Source organism: Micromonospora sp. NPDC049801 (genome assembly GCF_040656575.1).
Classification (GTDB): Bacteria; Actinomycetota; Actinomycetes; order Mycobacteriales; family Micromonosporaceae; genus Micromonospora.
Genome location: NZ_JBFAMS010000001.1, coordinates 399,800 through 417,537, shown reverse-complemented (window position 1 = coordinate 417,537; position 17,738 = coordinate 399,800). Strand labels below are relative to the sequence as shown.

Annotated in this window: 19 protein-coding genes; 6 read left to right on the top strand and 13 right to left on the bottom strand. The window is 73.8% G+C overall.

The window, feature by feature from the left end; all coding sequences use genetic code 11:
* Positions 1 to 168: 168 nt before the first annotated feature.
* The 4 genes from AB0I89_RS01935 to AB0I89_RS01920 form a co-directional block, all read right to left on the bottom strand.
* Positions 169 to 765, bottom strand: a complete 597-nt coding sequence (locus tag AB0I89_RS01935) for a maleylpyruvate isomerase family mycothiol-dependent enzyme (RefSeq protein WP_357118587.1) — start codon at positions 763 to 765, stop codon at positions 169 to 171.
* Positions 762 to 1,202 carry an SRPBCC domain-containing protein gene (locus tag AB0I89_RS01930; RefSeq protein WP_357118584.1) on the bottom strand — a complete coding sequence of 147 codons (441 nt, stop codon included), beginning with the start codon at positions 1,200 to 1,202 and terminating at the stop codon, positions 762 to 764. The genes AB0I89_RS01935 and AB0I89_RS01930 overlap by 4 nt, the downstream gene beginning before the upstream one ends.
* A gap of 5 nt (positions 1,203 to 1,207) precedes the next feature.
* Entirely contained in the window at positions 1,208 to 1,546 is a 339-nt protein-coding gene (locus AB0I89_RS01925; RefSeq protein ID WP_357118580.1) for a metalloregulator ArsR/SmtB family transcription factor, read from the bottom strand.
* A gap of 66 nt (positions 1,547 to 1,612) precedes the next feature.
* Positions 1,613 to 3,031: an FAD-dependent monooxygenase gene (locus tag AB0I89_RS01920; RefSeq protein WP_357119438.1), complete on the bottom strand. Its 1,419-nt coding sequence runs from the start codon at positions 3,029 to 3,031 to the stop codon at positions 1,613 to 1,615.
* Positions 3,032 to 3,496: 465 nt separating this feature from the next.
* Between AB0I89_RS01920 and AB0I89_RS01915 the strand changes: the two genes are divergently transcribed.
* Positions 3,497 to 3,976, top strand: a complete 480-nt coding sequence (locus AB0I89_RS01915; RefSeq protein ID WP_357118577.1) for a hypothetical protein — start codon at positions 3,497 to 3,499, stop codon at positions 3,974 to 3,976.
* A gap of 11 nt (positions 3,977 to 3,987) precedes the next feature.
* Here the strand turns inward: AB0I89_RS01915 and AB0I89_RS01910 are convergent, their stop codons facing one another.
* On the bottom strand, positions 3,988 to 4,575 hold the full coding sequence (locus AB0I89_RS01910; protein WP_357118574.1) for a helix-turn-helix domain-containing protein: 588 nt from the start codon (positions 4,573 to 4,575) through the stop codon (positions 3,988 to 3,990).
* Positions 4,576 to 4,734: 159 nt separating this feature from the next.
* Between AB0I89_RS01910 and AB0I89_RS01905 the strand changes: the two genes are divergently transcribed.
* On the top strand, positions 4,735 to 5,604 hold the full coding sequence (locus AB0I89_RS01905) for a maleylpyruvate isomerase N-terminal domain-containing protein (protein WP_357118571.1): 870 nt from the start codon (positions 4,735 to 4,737) through the stop codon (positions 5,602 to 5,604).
* Between the two features lie 125 nt (positions 5,605 to 5,729).
* Here AB0I89_RS01905 and AB0I89_RS01900 read toward each other — a convergent pair whose 3' ends face one another.
* Together AB0I89_RS01900 and AB0I89_RS01895 are read right to left on the bottom strand one after the other, a co-directional pair.
* Positions 5,730 to 7,100 (bottom strand): MFS transporter, encoded by a 1,371-nt coding sequence (locus AB0I89_RS01900; protein WP_357118568.1) that lies wholly within the window; start codon positions 7,098 to 7,100, stop codon positions 5,730 to 5,732.
* A 113-nt stretch (positions 7,101 to 7,213) separates the two neighbouring features.
* The gene (locus tag AB0I89_RS01895) at positions 7,214 to 7,699 is read right to left on the bottom strand and encodes a DUF1992 domain-containing protein (protein WP_357118564.1); all 486 of its coding nucleotides are present in this window, start codon (positions 7,697 to 7,699) and stop codon (positions 7,214 to 7,216) included.
* A gap of 186 nt (positions 7,700 to 7,885) precedes the next feature.
* On the opposite strand from AB0I89_RS01895, the gene AB0I89_RS01890 reads away from it, so the two are divergent.
* Entirely contained in the window at positions 7,886 to 8,536 is a 651-nt protein-coding gene (locus AB0I89_RS01890; protein WP_357119435.1) for a LysE family translocator, read from the top strand.
* A gap of 8 nt (positions 8,537 to 8,544) precedes the next feature.
* Here the strand turns inward: AB0I89_RS01890 and AB0I89_RS01885 are convergent, their stop codons facing one another.
* The 3 genes from AB0I89_RS01885 to AB0I89_RS01875 are packed head-to-tail and all read right to left on the bottom strand — an operon-like array spanning position 8,545 to position 11,364.
* Positions 8,545 to 9,363 carry an SDR family NAD(P)-dependent oxidoreductase gene (locus AB0I89_RS01885; protein ID WP_357118561.1) on the bottom strand — a complete coding sequence of 273 codons (819 nt, stop codon included), beginning with the start codon at positions 9,361 to 9,363 and terminating at the stop codon, positions 8,545 to 8,547.
* On the bottom strand, positions 9,360 to 10,661 hold the full coding sequence (locus AB0I89_RS01880; RefSeq protein WP_357118558.1) for an NAD(P)-binding domain-containing protein: 1,302 nt from the start codon (positions 10,659 to 10,661) through the stop codon (positions 9,360 to 9,362). Before AB0I89_RS01880 ends, AB0I89_RS01885 begins: the two co-directional genes overlap by 4 nt.
* 58 nt (positions 10,662 to 10,719) lie before the next feature.
* Positions 10,720 to 11,364: a TetR/AcrR family transcriptional regulator gene (locus AB0I89_RS01875; RefSeq protein ID WP_357118555.1), complete on the bottom strand. Its 645-nt coding sequence runs from the start codon at positions 11,362 to 11,364 to the stop codon at positions 10,720 to 10,722.
* 57 nt (positions 11,365 to 11,421) lie between these two features.
* Between AB0I89_RS01875 and AB0I89_RS01870 the strand changes: the two genes are divergently transcribed.
* The 3 genes from AB0I89_RS01870 to AB0I89_RS01860 all read left to right on the top strand — a co-directional run bounded on the left by AB0I89_RS01870 (position 11,422) and on the right by AB0I89_RS01860 (position 14,554).
* A complete protein-coding gene (locus tag AB0I89_RS01870; protein WP_357118552.1) occupies positions 11,422 to 12,774 on the top strand; it encodes an MFS transporter in 1,353 nt (450 codons plus the stop codon).
* A 32-nt stretch (positions 12,775 to 12,806) separates the two neighbouring features.
* Positions 12,807 to 13,994, top strand: a complete 1,188-nt coding sequence (locus AB0I89_RS01865; RefSeq protein WP_357119432.1) for a hypothetical protein — start codon at positions 12,807 to 12,809, stop codon at positions 13,992 to 13,994.
* Positions 13,995 to 14,212: 218 nt separating this feature from the next.
* Entirely contained in the window at positions 14,213 to 14,554 is a 342-nt protein-coding gene (locus AB0I89_RS01860; RefSeq protein ID WP_046564157.1) for an RNA polymerase-binding protein RbpA, read from the top strand.
* 65 nt (positions 14,555 to 14,619) lie between these two features.
* On the opposite strand, the gene AB0I89_RS01855 is transcribed toward AB0I89_RS01860, so the two are convergent.
* The 3 genes from AB0I89_RS01855 to lnt all read right to left on the bottom strand — a co-directional run bounded on the left by AB0I89_RS01855 (position 14,620) and on the right by lnt (position 17,670).
* On the bottom strand, positions 14,620 to 15,144 hold the full coding sequence (locus AB0I89_RS01855) for an FxsA family protein (protein ID WP_357118548.1): 525 nt from the start codon (positions 15,142 to 15,144) through the stop codon (positions 14,620 to 14,622).
* 62 nt (positions 15,145 to 15,206) lie between these two features.
* Complete coding sequence (locus AB0I89_RS01850; RefSeq protein WP_357118545.1) at positions 15,207 to 16,016, bottom strand: polyprenol monophosphomannose synthase; 810 nt, start codon at positions 16,014 to 16,016, stop codon at positions 15,207 to 15,209.
* Between the two features lie 34 nt (positions 16,017 to 16,050).
* Positions 16,051 to 17,670 (bottom strand): apolipoprotein N-acyltransferase, encoded by a 1,620-nt coding sequence (gene lnt, locus AB0I89_RS01845; RefSeq protein WP_357118542.1) that lies wholly within the window; start codon positions 17,668 to 17,670, stop codon positions 16,051 to 16,053.
* Between the last annotated feature and the right edge of the window lie 68 nt (positions 17,671 to 17,738).

Genomic DNA, 17,738 nt, shown 5'->3' with positions numbered 1-17,738 from the left:
TGGCGACCGAGTTGGCGTCACCGTCTCGAACCCGAGAACCGAAGCCGATCGACGCACCGAACGTCCAGATCGACATCCTGGCACCATCATGGAGCGCCGTCGCCACCTGCGTAATTACCCGGACACGACACACAACTTCGCGGTCGGTCATGGTTCGATATCGCGGCGTCAGCCGCGGGGCAGGCTCCGGCCGTCGGGCAGCGTTCGACCGCTCAGCAGCGCCACCAGAGAACCGCTGTCACCACGGACGACCTCACCGCTCCCCCAGCGCCGGTCCGTGTCGGTCGCCTCGAGTCGGACACCGGCCAGGTCGATTCCGAAGATGGCGCCGTTGGCGTCACCTAGATTGCCCAGGACGGTGCCGACCGCGTCCGCCGGTGCGACATCGGGCCGGCCGAGGGCGAGCGTCACGTCCAGGGAGTGGATGACGGCGTGACTCAGCGCGCCGGCGGCGCCACCGCCCGGCGGCTGCCAGGCGTGCAGGCTCGGCGATCGGAGCTGATCGAGAAGGTCGGTGCGGGGCAGCTCGGCGTCGCGCGTGGCCACGGTGTCGGAGAGCACCGTGAAGTCACCGCGGGCTGCGGCCATTTCGGCCGCGAACTGTGCGGGGGTCAGCCGCACCGGCATCGTGACGTGCGCGACGACGTGCCGCACCAGCCACTTCTCGCACAACGAGGGCGCATCCCAGATGTCGATGGCCGAGGTGGCGAGAAGGTCGGCGAGCCCTCGGTAGGTCGATGCGACCCACGGCTGCGGGTCAGTCATGGTTGATCCTTCCGGGTGAGGTGGGCGAGGCGCTCCGCGAGCTTGTCGAGCGAGGTGGCGAAACCAGCGCGAGCATCGGGCGTACGCATCGCCTCGGGCACGTGCCGCTGGTGGATGACGACCGCGGTTCCGCCGTCGCCGAGATCGTGAAACGTGCTGGTCGTGTGCATCCGGGTCGCCGGCTCGACCCAGGCGAGCAGCTCAGGCACAACGATCTCGGTGAACGTGGCGACCATCCGGTAGCTGCCCTGGTCTCCGATCATCAGGGTCTCGAACCGACCCCCGGGCCGGAGGTCGACGACGATGCCCTCGACCGGTGTCACCATGCCGCGCGGTCCCCAGAACTGCGCGAGTTCGTCGGGCTCGGTGAGGCACCGCCACACAAGTTCGCGCGGCGCGCGGAAGACCCGCCGGTAGACGAGTTCGTCGTCACCCACGGATTTCAGCCTTCCTGCAGGTGGGCGAGGTGTGTCTCCAGGCGGTCCAGGCGATCCGCCCAGGCCTGGCGGCTCTGCTCGATCCAGGACAGCGCGGCGTCCAGCGCCGCGGGTTCGAGGCGACACGGCCGGCTCTGCCGGTGCCGCCCCTGACTGATCAGGCCGGCCCGCTCGAGCACCCGGATGTGCTGCGACACGGCCTGCATGCTCATGGCGTACGGCTCGGCCAGCTCCTTGACCGTCGCCTGGCCCGTGGTCAGCCGAGCCACGATGTCGCGCCTGGTCCGATCGCTCAGTGCGGTGAACAGCGCATCAAGCTGCTGGTCGTCGAGGGTCACGCTCATGGCCCTTATTTAAGCAGAAGATTTATAAAGCGTCAACTTGAGTAAGGGCCTGAGCGTCGCTCGTACTCACGGCATGCCGAACCACCGGGCGAGATGGTCGTCGAGGTTCCGCTGCTCGTCGCCGATCCAGGCGACATAGCCGTCGGGACGCAGCAGGAGGCACGGGACGTCCACCGCCGCCCCGGCGTCCGCGAGATGATCGACCCGGTCCTTCCAGCCACCGACGGTCAGTCGCTCGGTGCGGTCCACCAGCAGGCCACGGCCGCGATGCAGCAGCCCGTAGAGGTTGCCCTGTCGCACGTCGACGTCGGGCAGCCGGCGACCGAGCAGGTCCGGGCCCTCGCCCAGGTCGTAGCGGAGGCCGGTTCCGGTGATCTTCTCCAGCAGATGGCGGTTGACCTCGTCGAAGTCCATCAGCTCACTGAGCAGACGGCGTACGGCCCGCGCGCCCGGTTCGTCGGACAGCAGTTGCGTCTGGGCGCGGGTGTTGTCCAGCACGTCGGCGGCGACCGGACGACGTTCGGCCTGGTAGGTGTCCAACAGGGTGTCCGGGGCCCAGCCCTGAACCTGCGCGGCCAGTTTCCAGCCGAGGTTGACCGCGTCCTGCACGCCCAGGTTGAGGCCCTGACCGCCGATGGGCGGATGAATGTGGGCGGCGTCGCCGGCCAGCAGGACCCGACCGACCCGGTACCGCTCGGCAAGCCGGGTGGCGTCGCCGAAGCGGGACATCCAGCGCGGCGAGTGCACGCCGAAGTCGGTTCCGGCGACGGCCCGCAGTTGTTGAGCGAAATCCTCGATGGTGGGCGGCTGAGCGCGATCGCTGACTCCGGCCGCCGGGACGACCACGCTGTAGGCCCCGACACCCGCGGGTCGGACCCAGAATCGGTGCCGGGCTCCGCCGATCGCGGCGACGGTGGCGGCGATCTCCTCCGGCGGGACACCCGCTTCCATCTCGCCCATCAGCGTCTCGGTCCGCGTGGGCTCGCCGGGGAAGCCGACGCCGAGGAGCTTGCGCACCGTGCTGCGCCCGCCGTCACAGCCGACGACGTAGCGGCTGCGCAACCGCTCCCCGTCGGACAGCTCGACGGTCACCCCCTCGTCGTCCTGCGCGAGACCGGTGACCGCCCGCCCGCGCCGGACCTGCGCGCCCAGTCCGGTCGCGTGTTCCGCGAGCAGACGTTCGATGACCGGCTGTGGGATGCCCAGCAGGTAGGCGTACGGGGAGTCCAGCCCGGTGGGCGCGGGTTTGTCGATGGCGGCGAAGTAGGCACCGGCCGGACGTCGCCGTCCGTGCGCGAGCATGCGGTCCAGGAGTCCGCGCATCGCCAGCACCTCGAGGCTGCGGATGTGCAGACCGACGATGCGAACGGCCGACGGAGGTTGGATCTCCTTCTCCAGCACGAGGACCCGCACGTCGTGCAGGCGTAGTTCGGCGGCAAGCATGGCGCCGGTCGGCCCGCAGCCGACGATGATCACGTCGAACAGGTGCGGCGGACGATCCGCGTCGGGGCTCGGCGAGGAAGCAGGATCACGGTGAACGGAGGACACAGGAGCGGCCTTTCGAGAGTGCCTTGGTGAAAGGCGCTCCCGGCGACAGCTACGTCAGTCGCCCAACCGTGACGGCGAGGGGAGCACCCACATCGAACCAGCGGTCATGGGTCTCACCTCCTCGGACGGTGTCGCGGTCGACTGCAAGCTACCGGCCGCGCGGTATCGCGTCCAGCTCTTTTGTGTCGCTCACCGCAGCATCGCCCGGGTCATCCGGCGCGTCGCCACGTACATCGCGATCGAGCCGAACGTCGCCTCGACGAGGGGTTGCTCGATCACCCGGGCAGCCTACGAAATTCGACTTACAGGTGCAAGATTAATACCGATCATTGAAATTTCGGACGATAGCCAGCGCGCTCGCCGTTTGACCCTCGACCTCCTTGAGGCCTGACCATCGGCCACATGAACGACCAGATGACCCTCGACCCGACCATGACCCGCGTCATCGAGGCGGTGCGGCTCGGCCAGACCGGCGACACCGCCGAGGCCCGCGAACTGCTCACCGCGCTGTGGGACGAACTCGGCCCGACCGCCGACGCGCTGCACCGCTGCACCGTGGCCCACCATCTCGCCGACCTTCAGGACACCCTCGACGCGGAGCTGAGCTGGGACGAACGCGCCCTGACGGCGGTGTCCGAGCTGACCGACGAACGCGTCCGGCGGCACCTGCCCTCGCTCGAGGTCCGGGCGTTCCTGCCGTCGCTGTACCTCAACCTCGCCGACTGCCACCGGCGACTGGGCAACGCCGGCCAGGCCCGGGAACACCTCGCCCGGGCCCGGGAACACCTGGACCAGCTACCGGACGACCCGTACGGCGAGATGATCCGCACCGCCGTACGCGACTTCGACGCGGACGACCCGACCGACCACCGACGGCCCTAACGGCTGCCGGCTCAGCGGTCCGCTGCCGTGTGGGCCGCCCGGTACGCCTGCGGTGAACGTCCGTAGCGGGCGCGAAAGAGGCGGCTGAAGTGGGCCTTGTCCGGGAAACCCCAACGGGCGGCGATGAGGTGCACCGGCTGCCGCGCGTGCAGGGGGTTACCCAGGTCCCGCCGGCACCGCTCCAGACGCTTGGCCCGGATCAGCTCGGCAGGTGTCGTCGCCTCACCGTCGAACAGGCGGTGCAGGGAGCGCAGGGAGATGTGGTGGGCGGCGGCGACGCTACGAGGGTTGAGTTCGGCGCTGTCGAGGTGGCGGTCGATGAAGGCGACGACGCGGGCGCGTAACGCGGCGTGCCGTGTCTCCGGCGACAGAACACCCTCGATGTCGAGGCGCTGGGCGAGCGTGGCGGCGAGCAGGTCCAACGCCATGCCGCCCAGCATCTCGGCCTGGTTCGGCTCGTACTGCTCCGGGTGCGCCGCGATGCTGCGCAGGTGGTGGGCCAGGAGCCCGGCGACGCCGGAACCCGACGACATCGGCGTGGCCAGGAGGCGACGCACGCGATCCGGCGGCAACGGCAGCGCCGCGTAGGGGATCTGCACGGTGATCGTCGTGGCGAGACCGGGCTTGTCCGCCCGGTGCCGGGCGATGTGCGGACGGGCCGTGTCCAGCAGGGTGAAGTGGCTGGCGGCGACGAGCGCGGTCTCGGTGCGATCTGGACCAGCGTGCTACGACCCGTCAGTGGCAGCGTGAGCTGGTAGATGTCCGCCTGGGCTCGACGGACCAGCCCGCCGGGCCGGGTGGCGAGCAGCGACGGGTACCGCAGCGAGGCCAACCGGATCCGGCCGAGGTCGATGGCCTGGGCGTACGCGACGAAGTCGTCCAGCCGCGCGCTGGTGATGTGCACGGGCCCCGTCTCCTGGGCGATCAGGGCGTACCAGAACTCGAACCGGTCCGCCGACGGCAGTACCGTCGTGTCCACCACCAGGTTGGGCAACATGGTGTCCGCCTCCCCCCGAGCACGAGGATGGATTCTTGCACGCATCGACCTACGGACGTCCGTGATGACCGGCGCCGACGTACGGGCGGCGGCCGACGAGATGACCCGGGTGCTGCGCCCGCACCTCGACCGCGACTGGTCGGTGCCGGCCGGCACGTTGACCTGGAGCTGCTGGACGACCGCCGCGCACGTCGCGCACGACCTGCTCGCGTACGCCGGCCAGGTCACCGGCCTGGCGCAGGACAGCTACCTGCCGTACGACCTGCGGGTCTCCCCCACGGCGAGCCCGGCCCGGGTGCTCGACGTGGTACGGGCCTGTGCCCGGCTGCTCGCGGTCGCCGTCGAGGCCGCCGAACCGACCGAGCGGGCCTGGCACTGGGGGCCCTGCGACCCGGCCGGGTTCGCCGCGATGGGGGTGGCCGAGACGGTGCTGCACACCCACGACATCGCCCTCGGCCTCGGCGTGCCGTGGCAGCCGCCGCACGGCCTGAGCGCGCTGGTGCTGCGGCGGCTCTTCCCGGACGCCCCGCCCGGCGACGCGCCCGACGTGCTGCTGTGGATGACCGGCCGTGGTGAATTGCCGGGTCGGGCACGGCGTACCTCCTGGGTGTGGCGGGCCGCGGTGGAGTGACCCCGTCAGCCGGTCGGGCGGGTGCCGCGCAGGTCGAGGGACCAACGACCCGCGCGGCACCCGCGCCTGCTCTGCTGAACGCCGTCGGCACCCGCGGGGATGCCGACGCCGTTCCAGGTAGTTCCTCAGGTCCAGCTGATGCCACGCTCGCGAACGCCACGCATGCGCTTCTCCTTCCCCCCTTCGGGGCGGCCCCGTGCCCACCCGACGACCTCAGCGTCGACCGCCGCCCACCTCGGCGGTAGGGCTTTCGGCGTTCGGGACCGTTCGGGTTTGTACGACCCGCCCTCAAACGGCGCGAAACGGGCGGCACGTCTCCACAGCGGACCGAGGGCGAGGACCGCCAGCACGCCCGACAGTCCGCTGAACCCGACGACCGTGGTGGCCGGCCACCGGTCGGCGGCCAGACCCGCGAGCACCATCGCCGTCCCCTGCAGGCCACTGAGGCCGGTGACGGCGACCCCGAACGCGCGTCCCCGGTACTCCGCCGGCACCGCCCGGCCGAACAGCGCGTTCAGCGGGACGGCGAAGGCGCTCGCGGCCCCGGCCAGCGCCAGCAGCAGGAGCAGCACCCACAGCGGCGGAACGAGCCATGCCGCCGTCAGCACGCCGGTGGACAGCGCGGCCAGGGGCAGGATGAGCCGGGGTCGGGTCGCCGGTGGGCAGAACCGGGTGAGCGCGACCCCGCCGAGCGCCATGCCCGTCGGCGCGGCGGCCAGCAACACACCCACCGTGGCGGCGTCGCCGTCGTACTGCCGCGCCAGCGGCGCCATCAGCCCTTCGGCGGCGTAGGTGCAGGCGCTGGCCGTCCAGAGGACGAGCAGGTAGGCGCGCAGCCGGGGGTCGGCGGCGAGCACCCGCAGGCCGTCCGCGCGGCCGGCGCGGACCCGACCCGACAGCGCCGGGGGCGCCGGACGTGCCCGGACGCCGCGCGCGATCAGCAGGGCCGAGACGAGGAACGTTCCGGCGTCGACCAGCAGCGCGCCGCGCAACGACAGCAGCGCCACCAGGCTCCCGCCGACGGCGAATCCGAGCACCTGCACGACCTGGGCGCAGATGTTGTCCACGCCGTTGGCCACCGCGTACCGGTCGCCGTCGAGCACGTCGGGCAGCAACGCCGCGCGCGCGGCCACGAACGGCGGCCGCATCAGGTTGACCGCGAAGAGCATCGCCACCAGGGCCGGCGCGGGGACGGCCGGCAGCGCCGCCACCGGCACGAGGGCCGCGCGGGCAAGGTCGCACACGATCAGGACACGGCGGCGGGGATACCGGTCGGCCAGGCCGGACAGCAGCGGTCCGCCGACGAGCCAGGCCAGATAGGAGCTGGCGTACGCGGCGGCGGCAAGCGCCGCCGATCCGGTCCCGTGGTAGACGAGGTACGCCACGGTGACGGCCGTGAGCTGGTCGCCCGCCAGGGACAGCAGGTACGCGCCGAAGAGGTGGCGGTACTCGCGTACCGCGAACACCTCGGCGTACGTCGCGGCGCGCTCACCCACGTCGCCCCCGTTCCCCGTGCCTGCCGTCAGGTCGCCCGGTGCCGACCGTAGCGGCGGCGCGGGGATCGAGGGCCAAAGCGGGTGTTCGGGACTGTTCGAGACTGTTCGGGGCGTCAGGCCCGGCGACGCCAGGGCAGCCACCAAGCGCGGCGGGATCGGCGGGCCGGGGCGGCGACGGGGGCCGGCTCGGTGGCGGCGGCGGTCACGTGCCGATGGGCACGTTCGGCACGCCAGCGGGCGACCACCTCGTCGGCGTTCACCGGCCGGACCGCGACCCGGGGCCCGTCGGGGTTGCGCAACCAGGCCACGATCTGCGCGTTGAGCTGCCCCACGAAGGCCCGCACGGCCTGTTCGGTGGGCAGGTCGCGGACCTCGTCGGGGACCTGCTCGACACGTCGACGCAGTTGCAGCGGGGTGGGCAGCAACAGGTCGCTGGGCAGCTTCTCGCGCTCCAGGAAACTCTTGATCCACCACGACTCGTCGTACGGCATCCCGCGCCCGGGGATCGGCTTGCCCATCCCGGGCAGGTTGTCGAACTCGCCGCGTTGCGCGGCGCCCCGGATCTGCGCCTCCACGGCCGCGTCCCACGCTTCGGTCACCCTGCGGCACCTCCTTCGGCCACCGTAACGCGCCGCCTCCGACCGGCGACACACGCCGCAACAGGTCAGCGCCGTCGGGCCGGTGACCATTCCCGTGCGGCAGGCCACCGCCTCGCAGGTGGCTCTGGGTCACCGGTCGCCGTCCGGCCTACCGTCGGTCGGGGGCCGGTGAACGGGGGCGACGTCATGGTCGATGCGGGTGCGCTGCTGGGTATCGCGCTGGTGGCGTTGGGTCTGGTGCTCACGCCCGGCCCGAACATGGTCTACCTGGTCTCCCGGTCGGTGGCGCAGGGCCGCCGGGCCGGCCTGATCTCGCTGCTCGGGGTGGCCGCCGGTTTCGGCGTCTACCTGGCCACGGCGGTCGCCGGCCTGGCCGCCGTGTTCGTCCTGGTCCCGGCGCTGTACACGGTGGTGAAACTGGCCGGCGCCGGCTACCTGCTGTGGCTGGCCTGGCGCACGGTGCGCCCGGGTGGTGGGTCACCGTTCACGCCCGCGCCGCTGCCACCGGACCGGCCCCGGCGGCTGTTCACCATGGGCCTGGTCACCAACCTGCTCAACCCGAAGATCGCCATCCTGTACGTGTCGCTGCTACCGCAGTTCGTCGAGCCGGCGCGGGGACAGGTGGCGGCGCAGAGCCTGCTGCTCGGCCTGACCCAGATCGCCGTCGCGCTGAGCGTCAACGCGATGATCGTGCTCAGCGCCGGGACGCTGGCCGGGTTCTTCGCCCGCCGGTCGATATGGTTGCGCGTCCAGCGGTGGGTGACCGGTACGGCCCTTGCCGCGTTGGCCGTCCGTATCGCCGCCGACCGTTCCCGGGCGGCTGTCGCCGTACCCTGATCCGGTCCTCACCGCCCACGGTGGCGGCGGACCATCCCGGCGGCCAGCGGCGCGGCGTCCAGGTCACCGGCGGCGAGCCGGGCCACGAGGGTACGGCGGACCAGCCGGTCGGCCAGCGCGGGCGCGTGCCGGCCGACGGCCATCTCCAGCCGGCCGCGTCGGGTGGTCGCCACGTCCCGGGGCGCCCGCCGGGCGGTGGCGGCGCGCAGGATCGCCGCGACGACACCCTCGACGGGCTCGGGGCGGGACACTCCGCGCAGCGACAGCCCGGCCTCGGCGGTGCTGTCGTGGATCGGTGAGGCGACCATGCTGGGGTAGACGACGCTCACCCCGACGTGGGTGCCCACCTCGTGGCGCAGCGCGTCGGCGTACGCGACGAGGGCGCGTTTGCTGACCCCGTAGGCGGCGGCGAGGGGCAGCGGCAGCACCGCCATCCGGCTGGCCACGAAGATCACCCGCCCGCGGGTGTCGAGCAGGGCCGGCAGCGCGGCGGCGGTGGTGCGCCAGGCGGCCAGCAGGTTGACCTCCAACTGCTGGCGGACCACCTCGTCCGGTGCCAGCTCCGCCGGGGCGGGACCGCCCACCCCGGCGTTGTTGATCAGCAGGTCGAGCCCTCCGAGCCGGGTGACGGCCTCCCGCACGGCGGCGGGGACGGCCACCGGGTCGGTCAGGTCGCAGCCGAGCACCGGCAGGTCGTCGTCGTCGCGGGCGTGCAGGTCGAGCCCCACCACCCGGGCGCCGCCGGCGCGCAGCGCGACGCCGAGGTGCCGGCCGAAGGTGCCGCTCGCGCCGGTGACGAGGACCCGCCGGCCGGTCAGCGCCGTCACCGGCGTGCTCCGGTCTTCAACTCCCGGGTCAACTCGGCCAGGTACACGTCGAAGTCCACCCGCATCGCCGGGCGGCGCTGGCCCCAGCGGGCCGTCGCCGCTCGCAGCTCGGCCCGGCAGGCGGCCCGCTGCCGCGCGGGGTCGGGCAGGGCGTACCGGCCGGCGAGCTGCGCGGCGACCAGCTTGGCCTGCGCCTCGACCAGCGGGAACGCGGATCCGGTGGACTGCATCAGCCCGACGAACATCAGGCCGGGGGCCGCAGGGTGGAACACGTGCCGGTACAACGCCAGGGTGTCGGCCCCGCCGCCCAGCAGCTCGGCCGGCAGGAACCCGATCTCCACCCGGTAGCCGGTGCACCACACGATCAGGTCGACCTGGTCGGCGCGGCCGTCGGTGAACTCGACCCGGTCGCCGTCGAGGGCGGCCACACCGGGGCGGGCCTCGACATCGCCGTGGGCGAGCCGGGACAGCAGGCCGTCCGAGAGCGTCGGATGGTCCTGCAGGAAGCCGTGCGTCGGCGCGGGTAGCCCGTAGCGGGCGGGGTTGCCGACGGCGGCGGCGAGCATGGTCTGGCTGATGCGCTGGCGCAGCCGCCACGGGAGCCGGCGGGCCAGCGCGCCGTTGAGGGTGTCCGAGGGGCGACCCAGCAGGTGCTTGGGCACCACCCAGACGCCCCGGCGCAGCGACAACAGCGTCCGCTCGGCGGCGTACGAGGCGTCCACCGCGATGTCCATCGCCGAGTTGCCGCCGCCGACGACCAGGACGCGCCGGCCGGCCAACTGCTCGGGGCCGCGGTAGTCGTGGCTGTGGATCTGCTCGGCGGTGCTGGTGCCGGGGTACGGCGGCTCGGGCAGCCGGGGCACCCGGTTGTGACCGTTGGCGACGACCACGGCCTCGACGGTGACCTCGACCGGCCCGTCCGGCCCGCTGGCCGTGACCGTCCACCTGCCGTCCGGTCGGCGGATGACCCGCTCGACGGTGTGCCGCAGGCGGATGGCGTCGCGCAGCCCGAACCGGTCGGCGTAGTCGGCCAGGTAGCCGGCGACCCGCGTGTGGTCCGGGTAGTCGGGCCAGTCGGCGGGCATCGGGTGGTCGGCGAACTCGGTACGGCCACGGCTGGTGTTCAGGTGCAGCGTGCGGTACGCGGGTGAGTCGGGCGCCCCGTACACCCAGAGGCCGCCGACCTGGTCGGTGGCCTCGAAGCAGACCACGGTGACGGCGGCGTCGCGCAGCGCCTTGACGGTGGCGAGTCCGGCCGCGCCGGCGCCGATCACCGCAACCCTGGGTTCTGCCCGCATCGCCGCTCCCCCGCATTATCCAACGTCCGATGGATAATCGTCGGGCGGCGGCGGCCCGTCAACCCGTCGGTCCGTACAACGCCGTGAGGAAGCGGTGCACGAACGCCCGGAACTCGCGGCGTTCCCGGGCCGCCGGCACGCCCGAGGCCAACGCCACGACGTGTCCGTGCGTGGCCCAGACCAGGCTGCGTACGGTGATGTGCGGGGTCGGCTCGGCCAGCGCGCCGGCCGCCGCGGCGGCGGTCAGCAGCTCCGCCACCAGCCGGTAGAGCGGTTCGGCGTAGCGCTGGTCCAGCTCGGCGTGCCGCTGCGGCTCCAACCAGCGTCGCAGCCACAGAGCGGTGGTCTCCGGGTGGTCCTGCAGGAAGTCCACGAACACGTCGACCAGGTCGTGCAACGCCCGCCGCGCCGCGTCCGGGCCCGCGTCGAGGGCCGTGCGGGCCCGCTCGGCGGCGGCGGTGAGGACCTGCCGCTCCACGTCGAACACCCGCGCGAAACACGCCTCGTAGAGCGCTGCCTTCGTACCCGTGTGGTGGGCGACCGTGGCGACGTCGACCCCGGCGGCGGCCGCGACCTCCCGCAGCCCGACGGCGTCGAAGCCACGCTCGGCGAACAGCGCGGTCGCGGCGGTGAGCACCACCTCGCGGGTGGGTCGGGTCTGGTCGCGCCGAGGTCGACCCGGACGGCGTCGGGGCGTGGTCATGGCCGCCATTGTGCCCCTAGAATCCAGCAACTGTTGGATTGCGGAGAGGATGCGGCGATGACCGGGCTCGACCGGCGGCCCGCGGCCGCCACCGACGCGACGCTGCCCCGCGGCCCCCTCGCCGGGTTCGCCGCCGGCTCCCTCGGCATGGGTGTCTGGGTGACCGTTCCCGGCCTGCTGCTGCTCTACTTCCTCACCGACGTGCTGGCCGTCGGGCCGTGGCTGGCCGGTCTGGCGCTGCTGCTGCCGAAGATCGCCGACGTGCTGCTGCACCCGTGGGTCGGGCACCGCGCCGACGTCGAACTGGGCCGCCGGGGTGACCGGCGACGGCTGCTGCTGCTCGGCTGCGCCCTGCCGGTCGCGTTCGCCGCGCTGTTCGCGGTGCCCGGCGGCCTGACCGGCGCGCCGGCCGCCGGCTGGGTGGCGGTGGCCTTCGTCGCCGGCAACCTGCTCTTCGCCGCCTACCAGGTCCCCTACCTGGCCACCCCCGCCGACCTGCGCATCGGCTACGACGAACGCACCCGGCTGATGGCGTTCCGGATGGTCGTGCTGACCCTCGGCATCCTCGCCTCCGGCCTGCTGGCCCCGCTGCTGACCGGCGGCGACGCCGCTACCCGGGGCGGTTACCAGCGGATGGGCGTGGTCCTCGCCGTCGGGATGCTGGTGGCCATGCTGGTGGGCGTGGCCGGCATCGCCCGGCTGCGCGGCGTCGCGTCGGGCGGCACGGCACCGAGGCACGGCGGGTGGCGGGCGCTGCGCACCGCCCTGCGCGATGAGCAGTTCCGTCCGCTGGTCGCCGCCTACCTGGCCATGTCCACCAGCACCCACCTGGTCCTGGCCGGGGTGCCCTACTACGCGGAGTACGAGTTGCGTGCCCCCGCGCTGACCACGGTGCTGGTGGCCGCGTTCGTCGCTCCGGCGCTGCTGGTCACCCCCGCCTGGCTGGTGCTGGCCCGCCGGATCGGCAAGCAGCGGGCGCTGCTCGGCGCGCAGGGCGCGTTCGCGGCCGGGTCGCTGGTGCTGGCGGTGGGCAGACCGGCCGGCCTACCGGTGCTCGTCGGCGCGGTGGCGGTGCTCGGGGTGGCGTTCGCCGGCATGCAACTGCTGCCCTTCTCGATGCTGCCCGACGTGATCCACGCCGCCGGCGCCACCACCGGAGCGGGCACCTACACCGGGGTGTGGACGGCCACCGAGGCCACCGGCGCGGCCCTGGGCCCCTACGCGTACGCCCTCTGCCTGGCGGCGGGCGGCTTCGTGGCGTCGACCGCCGGTGAGTCACCGGCGCAGCCGGACGCGGCGCTCGCGGCGGTCCGCTACGGCTTCGGGCTGCTGCCGGCGGCGGCGATGCTCGCCGCGCTGCTGCTGCAGCGCCGCTACACCCTGGACGCGACGGCCCGGGCGGCGACCTGAGCAGCCGACACGCGGCCTAGACTTCGCCCTTGATGGACGCCCCGCTCACCCCCACCGAAACCCGCCCGTGCGCCCACTGTGGAGCGCCGGTGGCGCAGCGTGTCGGCGCTGGCCGGCCGTTCCGCTACTGCCGTGACAACGACGGCGCCTGCCAACGCGCCTCGCGCAACAGTCGGATGCGCCACCGCAACGCCCCCGGCCTGCCCGGGCAGGTGGCCCGCACCTGGGAGGCGGTGGACCGCCTCGACCAGATCGTCGAGACGTTGACCGAGGCGCTGCACGCCGAGCTGTCCCCGGTGGGTGTGCAGCGGCAGCTCGCGCAGGCCCGCGCGGAGGCAGCCACCGAGATCGTGGCCGCGCAGACCGAACGCGACGAGGCCCGCGACGACGCCGAGACCGCGTCGGCCGACGCGGCGCGCGCCCGCGAGCAGGCCCGCACGGCCCGCGCCGAGGCCGACGACGCCACCCGACGTGCCGAGGTCGCCGCGCACCGCGCCGCCGCGGCCGACGAGCGCGCCCAACAGGCCGAGGCCGCCCGGGACCAGGCCCGCCACGACGTCAGCGCCGCCGAGGCGCTGCGCGCGCAGGCCGAACGCGACCGCGACCAGGCCCGCGCCGAGGTCCGTGACCTGCGGGGCGAGCGCGACACCGAACGGCAGCGCGCGGCCGACCTGACCGTCGAGCGGGACGCGGCGCGCGCCGACGCCGAACGGGCCACCCGGGACGCCGCCGACGCGGGCGAGCGGGCCGCGCGGTGGCAGGCCGAGGCGCAGGACGTACGCCGTCAGATCGACCAGGCCCGCGCCGACGCCGCACGGACCCGCGCCGCGGCCGCGGACGCCGCCCGGGCCCGCGAACAGGCCGAACGGGCCCGGGACCGCGCCCAGGCCGTCGCCGCCGAGGCCGACGGCGCCCGGCAGGACGCCGCCGAGCTGGCCGCCCGGCTCCGCGCGGAGCTGACCGCCGCGACCGAGCAGCGCGACACGCTCACCGCCGAGCTGACCGCCGCCCGGCAGGCCGCGGCCACCGCCGAGGGTCGGCTCACGGCCCTGACGGTACGGCTCGAGGCCGCCGAGGCCGACCGGGACGTGGCCCAGCGGCGGGTGGCGCAGCTCGGTGACCAGGTCAGCGACCTGGCGCTGGCGCTGGCCCGCCTCGGCGCGGCCGCACCCGGCGGGGCGGGTGCTTCCGACCCGGGTGCGACGTCGCCGCAACCTTGACCGCGTTCGGGCGGTTAGGGCGTGTGGCACAGTCCTCGCACGCCTTAACATCCCCGGTGGCAGTCACGACACGCCACCGCCGTGGCGTCCCGGTCGTGGCCGGCTACCCTTGGTTCCGGCCCGCCCGTGGACGCCTCACGCCCTCGGGCGGGAATGGTGCGACGGGAACGCGCCGTTACACCCAGAAGACCAGCACCACGAACGAGGGGAAGTCGATCATGGGCGAGCGTATGCTGCGCGGAAGCCGGTTGGGCGCGGTCAGCTACGAATCCGACCGCAACACGGAGCTCGCGCCGCGTCAGACCCGCGAGTACCTCTGCGCCAAGGGCCACCAGTTCGAGGTGCCGTTCGCCGTCGACGCCGAGGTCCCGACGACCTGGGAGTGCAAGTTCGACGGCAGCGTCGCCCGACTCGTCGACGGCAGCGAGCCGGAGCAGAAGAAGGCCAAGCCGCCGCGTACCCACTGGGACATGCTGCTGGAGCGGCGTTCGATCGCCGAGCTTGAGGACATCCTCGCCGAGCGGCTCCAGGAGGTTCGTACCCGCCGCGGCCGCGCCTGAGCCGCACCCGCACGACACGGCGCCCCCGGGAAACCCCGGGGGCGCCGTCGTGTGAGTGGGTGGATTCAGTTGCGGCCCGGCTCGACGATCTCGCCCTCGATGGCGCGGCCACCGTCGACGACCACCGGCTGCTCCGGCTGCGGACGTGGCGGCGGCTGTGGCGCGCCCTGACGCACCCGGACCGTACGCGGCCCGAACAGGTCACCGGCGACCATCGACGACACCCGCCGTTCGGCGGCGCGTTGCACCCCGACGCGGGCCAACCGGCGCACCGGCGGCACCATCAGCGACAACCCGACCAGGCCGCTGACCAGCCCGGGTATCGCCAGCAGCAGCGCGCCGGCCAACCCGACGAGCCCGTCGGTCACCTGCCGTCCCGGCGGCTGCCCGGCCTGCGCGGCGGTGCGGAACCCCCGCCAGGCGCGCATTCCCTCGCGGCGCAGCAGCACCAGCCCCAGCAGGGACGCGGCGAACACCAGCAGCACCGCCGCGCCGAACCCCACCGCCCTGCCCACGACGACGAACACCGCCAGCTCCAGCACCACCGTCAGCAGCAGGGCCAGCGGCACGAACCTCAGTCCTCGGCGCATCTCACCTCATCGCCATCCCGCGGCCCGACACGAACCGCGCATCCAGCATGACACGGCCGCGCTCACGGCCACCGCACCTGACCGGTGGGGGTGCCGTTCAGGCTGCGGCGTACGGCCTGCCGCCGGTCCTGCACACCCCACGCGGTGATCCGCCACAACGCCTCGGCGACGATGCGCGGACTCATCTTGCTGTCCCCGCGTTCCCGCTCGGCGAACGTGATCGGCACCTCCACGATCCGCACCCCCGCCCGGTGCGCCAGCCGCGACAGCTCCACCTGGAACGAGTACCCCTGCGAGGTCACCGACGCCAGGTCGATGGCGTCCAGGGCGCTGGTCCGGTACACCCGGTAGCCGCCGGTGGCGTCCGAGACGGGCATGCCCAGCGCGAGACGCGCGTACAGGTTGCCGCCGCGCGACAGCAGCAGCCGCCGCAGCGGCCAGTTCACCACCCGCGCCCCGCTGGTCCACCGCGACCCGATCACCACATCGGCGTCGCGGGCGGCCTCCAGCAGCGCCGGCAGGTCCTCCGGGGCGTGGGAGCCGTCGGCGTCCATCTCCACCACCGCGTGGTAGCCGCGCTCGCGCGCCCACCCGAACCCGGCCAGGTACGCGGCGCCGAGCCCCTCCTTGCCCCTGCGGTGCAACACCTGCACGTGCGGGTCGCCGTCGGCGAGGGCGTCGGCGATCGCGCCGGTGCCGTCGGGGCTGTTGTCGTCGGCGATGAGGATGCTCACCGTGGGGGCGGCCCGGCGGACCCGCCCCACGATCGCCGCCACGTTGTCGGCCTCGTTGTAGGTGGGGATCACCACCAGGACCCGACCCACGCCGGGCACCTCGTCGGGACGCCGGATCGTATCGGTCGCCTGGACCACGGTTCCTCCGCTCCCGCCGGCGTACCGGCTGCTGCTATCCGGGCACGATCCGCTGGCGGCGCCGCAGCGCACCCGCGCCGACCAGGGCGGCCACCGCCAGAGCGGCCAGGGCCAGCTCCGGCCACCAGCCGAGGCGGGTGGCGAGGGTGAGCCCGCTGTCGAGCCGTAGCTGCCGCACCACGACCTCCCGGGTGTTGAACCCGGTGGCATCGCTTACCCGCCCGTCGGGGGCGACGAACCCGGACACGCCGACCGTGGAGGCCATCAGCGCCGGGCGGCCGTGCTCGACGGCCCGCAGCCGCACCATGGCCAGCTGTTGGCGGGCCTCCGCCTCGTTGAAGGTGGCGTTGTTGGTCTGCACCACCAGCAGTTGCGCACCGCCGGTGACCGTGTCGCGGACCACCTCGTCGTAGGCGACCTCGAAGCAGATCACGTCGCCGAGCGTCGCCGGGCCGGCGCGTACCACGCCCGGGGTGCTGCCGGGCACGAAGTCGGTGCGGATCAGGTCGACCTTGTCGCTGACCATGCGCGCGATGTTCCGCAACGGCACGTACTCGGCGAACGGCACCGGATGCCGTTTGGTGTAGAGCTGCGCCATGTCGGCCCCGGTGCCGGGCCGCCACAGGATGCCCGCGTTGCGGACCTGCCCGGCGCCGGGCCCGAGCAGCACCGCGCCGACCAGGATGGGCGCGCGGATCGCGTCGGCGGCCTGGGCGATGCGGGCCCCCGCGGTGGGGTTGCGCAGCGGGTCGATGTCGCTGGAGTTCTCCGGCCACACCACCAGGTCGGGCCGTTGCGCGGTGCCGGCGACGACCCGGGCGGCCAGCTCGATGGTGGCGTCGACGTGGTTGTTGAGCACGGCCTGCCGCTGGGCGTTGAAGTCCAGCCCGAGGCGCGGCACGTTGCCCTGCACGATGGCGACGGTCACGGTCTTGCCGCCGCCCTCGGCGGCGACGGGCACCAGCAGGCTCACCGCGCCCACCGCCACGGCGACGGCGGCGGGTACGACCGCCGCCAGCCACCACTCGGGCCGGGCGTCGCGGCGGGCCGCCCAGCCCCGCCAGACGGCGGCGGCGAGCAGGCCACCGGCGAGGGCCACGGCGAAGGTGACCAGTGGCGCGCCGCCGAGGGCGGCCAGGCGCAGCAGCGGAGAGTCGTCCTGGCTGAACGCGAGGCGACCCCACGGGAAACCGCCGAACGGGGTACGGTCGCGCACCGCCTCCTGCCCCACCCACAGCAGCCCGGTCAGCGCCGGCCACTGCCAGGGGCCCCGGTCGGCCAGGGGGGACACCCAGGCGGTGGCGGCGCCGAGCAGCGCCAGGTAGCCGGCCTGCAGCAGGGACAGCAGCACCCACGGCAGGTAGCCGGTGTGCAGGTTCGTCCAGGCCAGCATCGGCGCGAACAGCGCCACCCCGGTGAGGAAACCCAGGCCGGCGCCGGCGCGCAACCGCCGCCGGTGGGCGGCGGCGGCCAGCAGGGCCACCCCGACGGGCGCGAGCGGCCACACCCCGTACGGCGGGAACGCCAGCAGCAGGGCCAATCCGGCGACCACGGCCATCGGCGCGGCCACGCGCAGCGGCAGCGGCCGACCCGCGGCGACCGGCGCCCTGGTCGCCGTGGGGACGTGACTCTCGTCCCGGTCCAGCGTCGTCACCGCAGCTTCACCTCGATCACCCGCCGAAGGCTACCCGGCCGCCATCCGCGCCTGACCCCTGCTCCGCG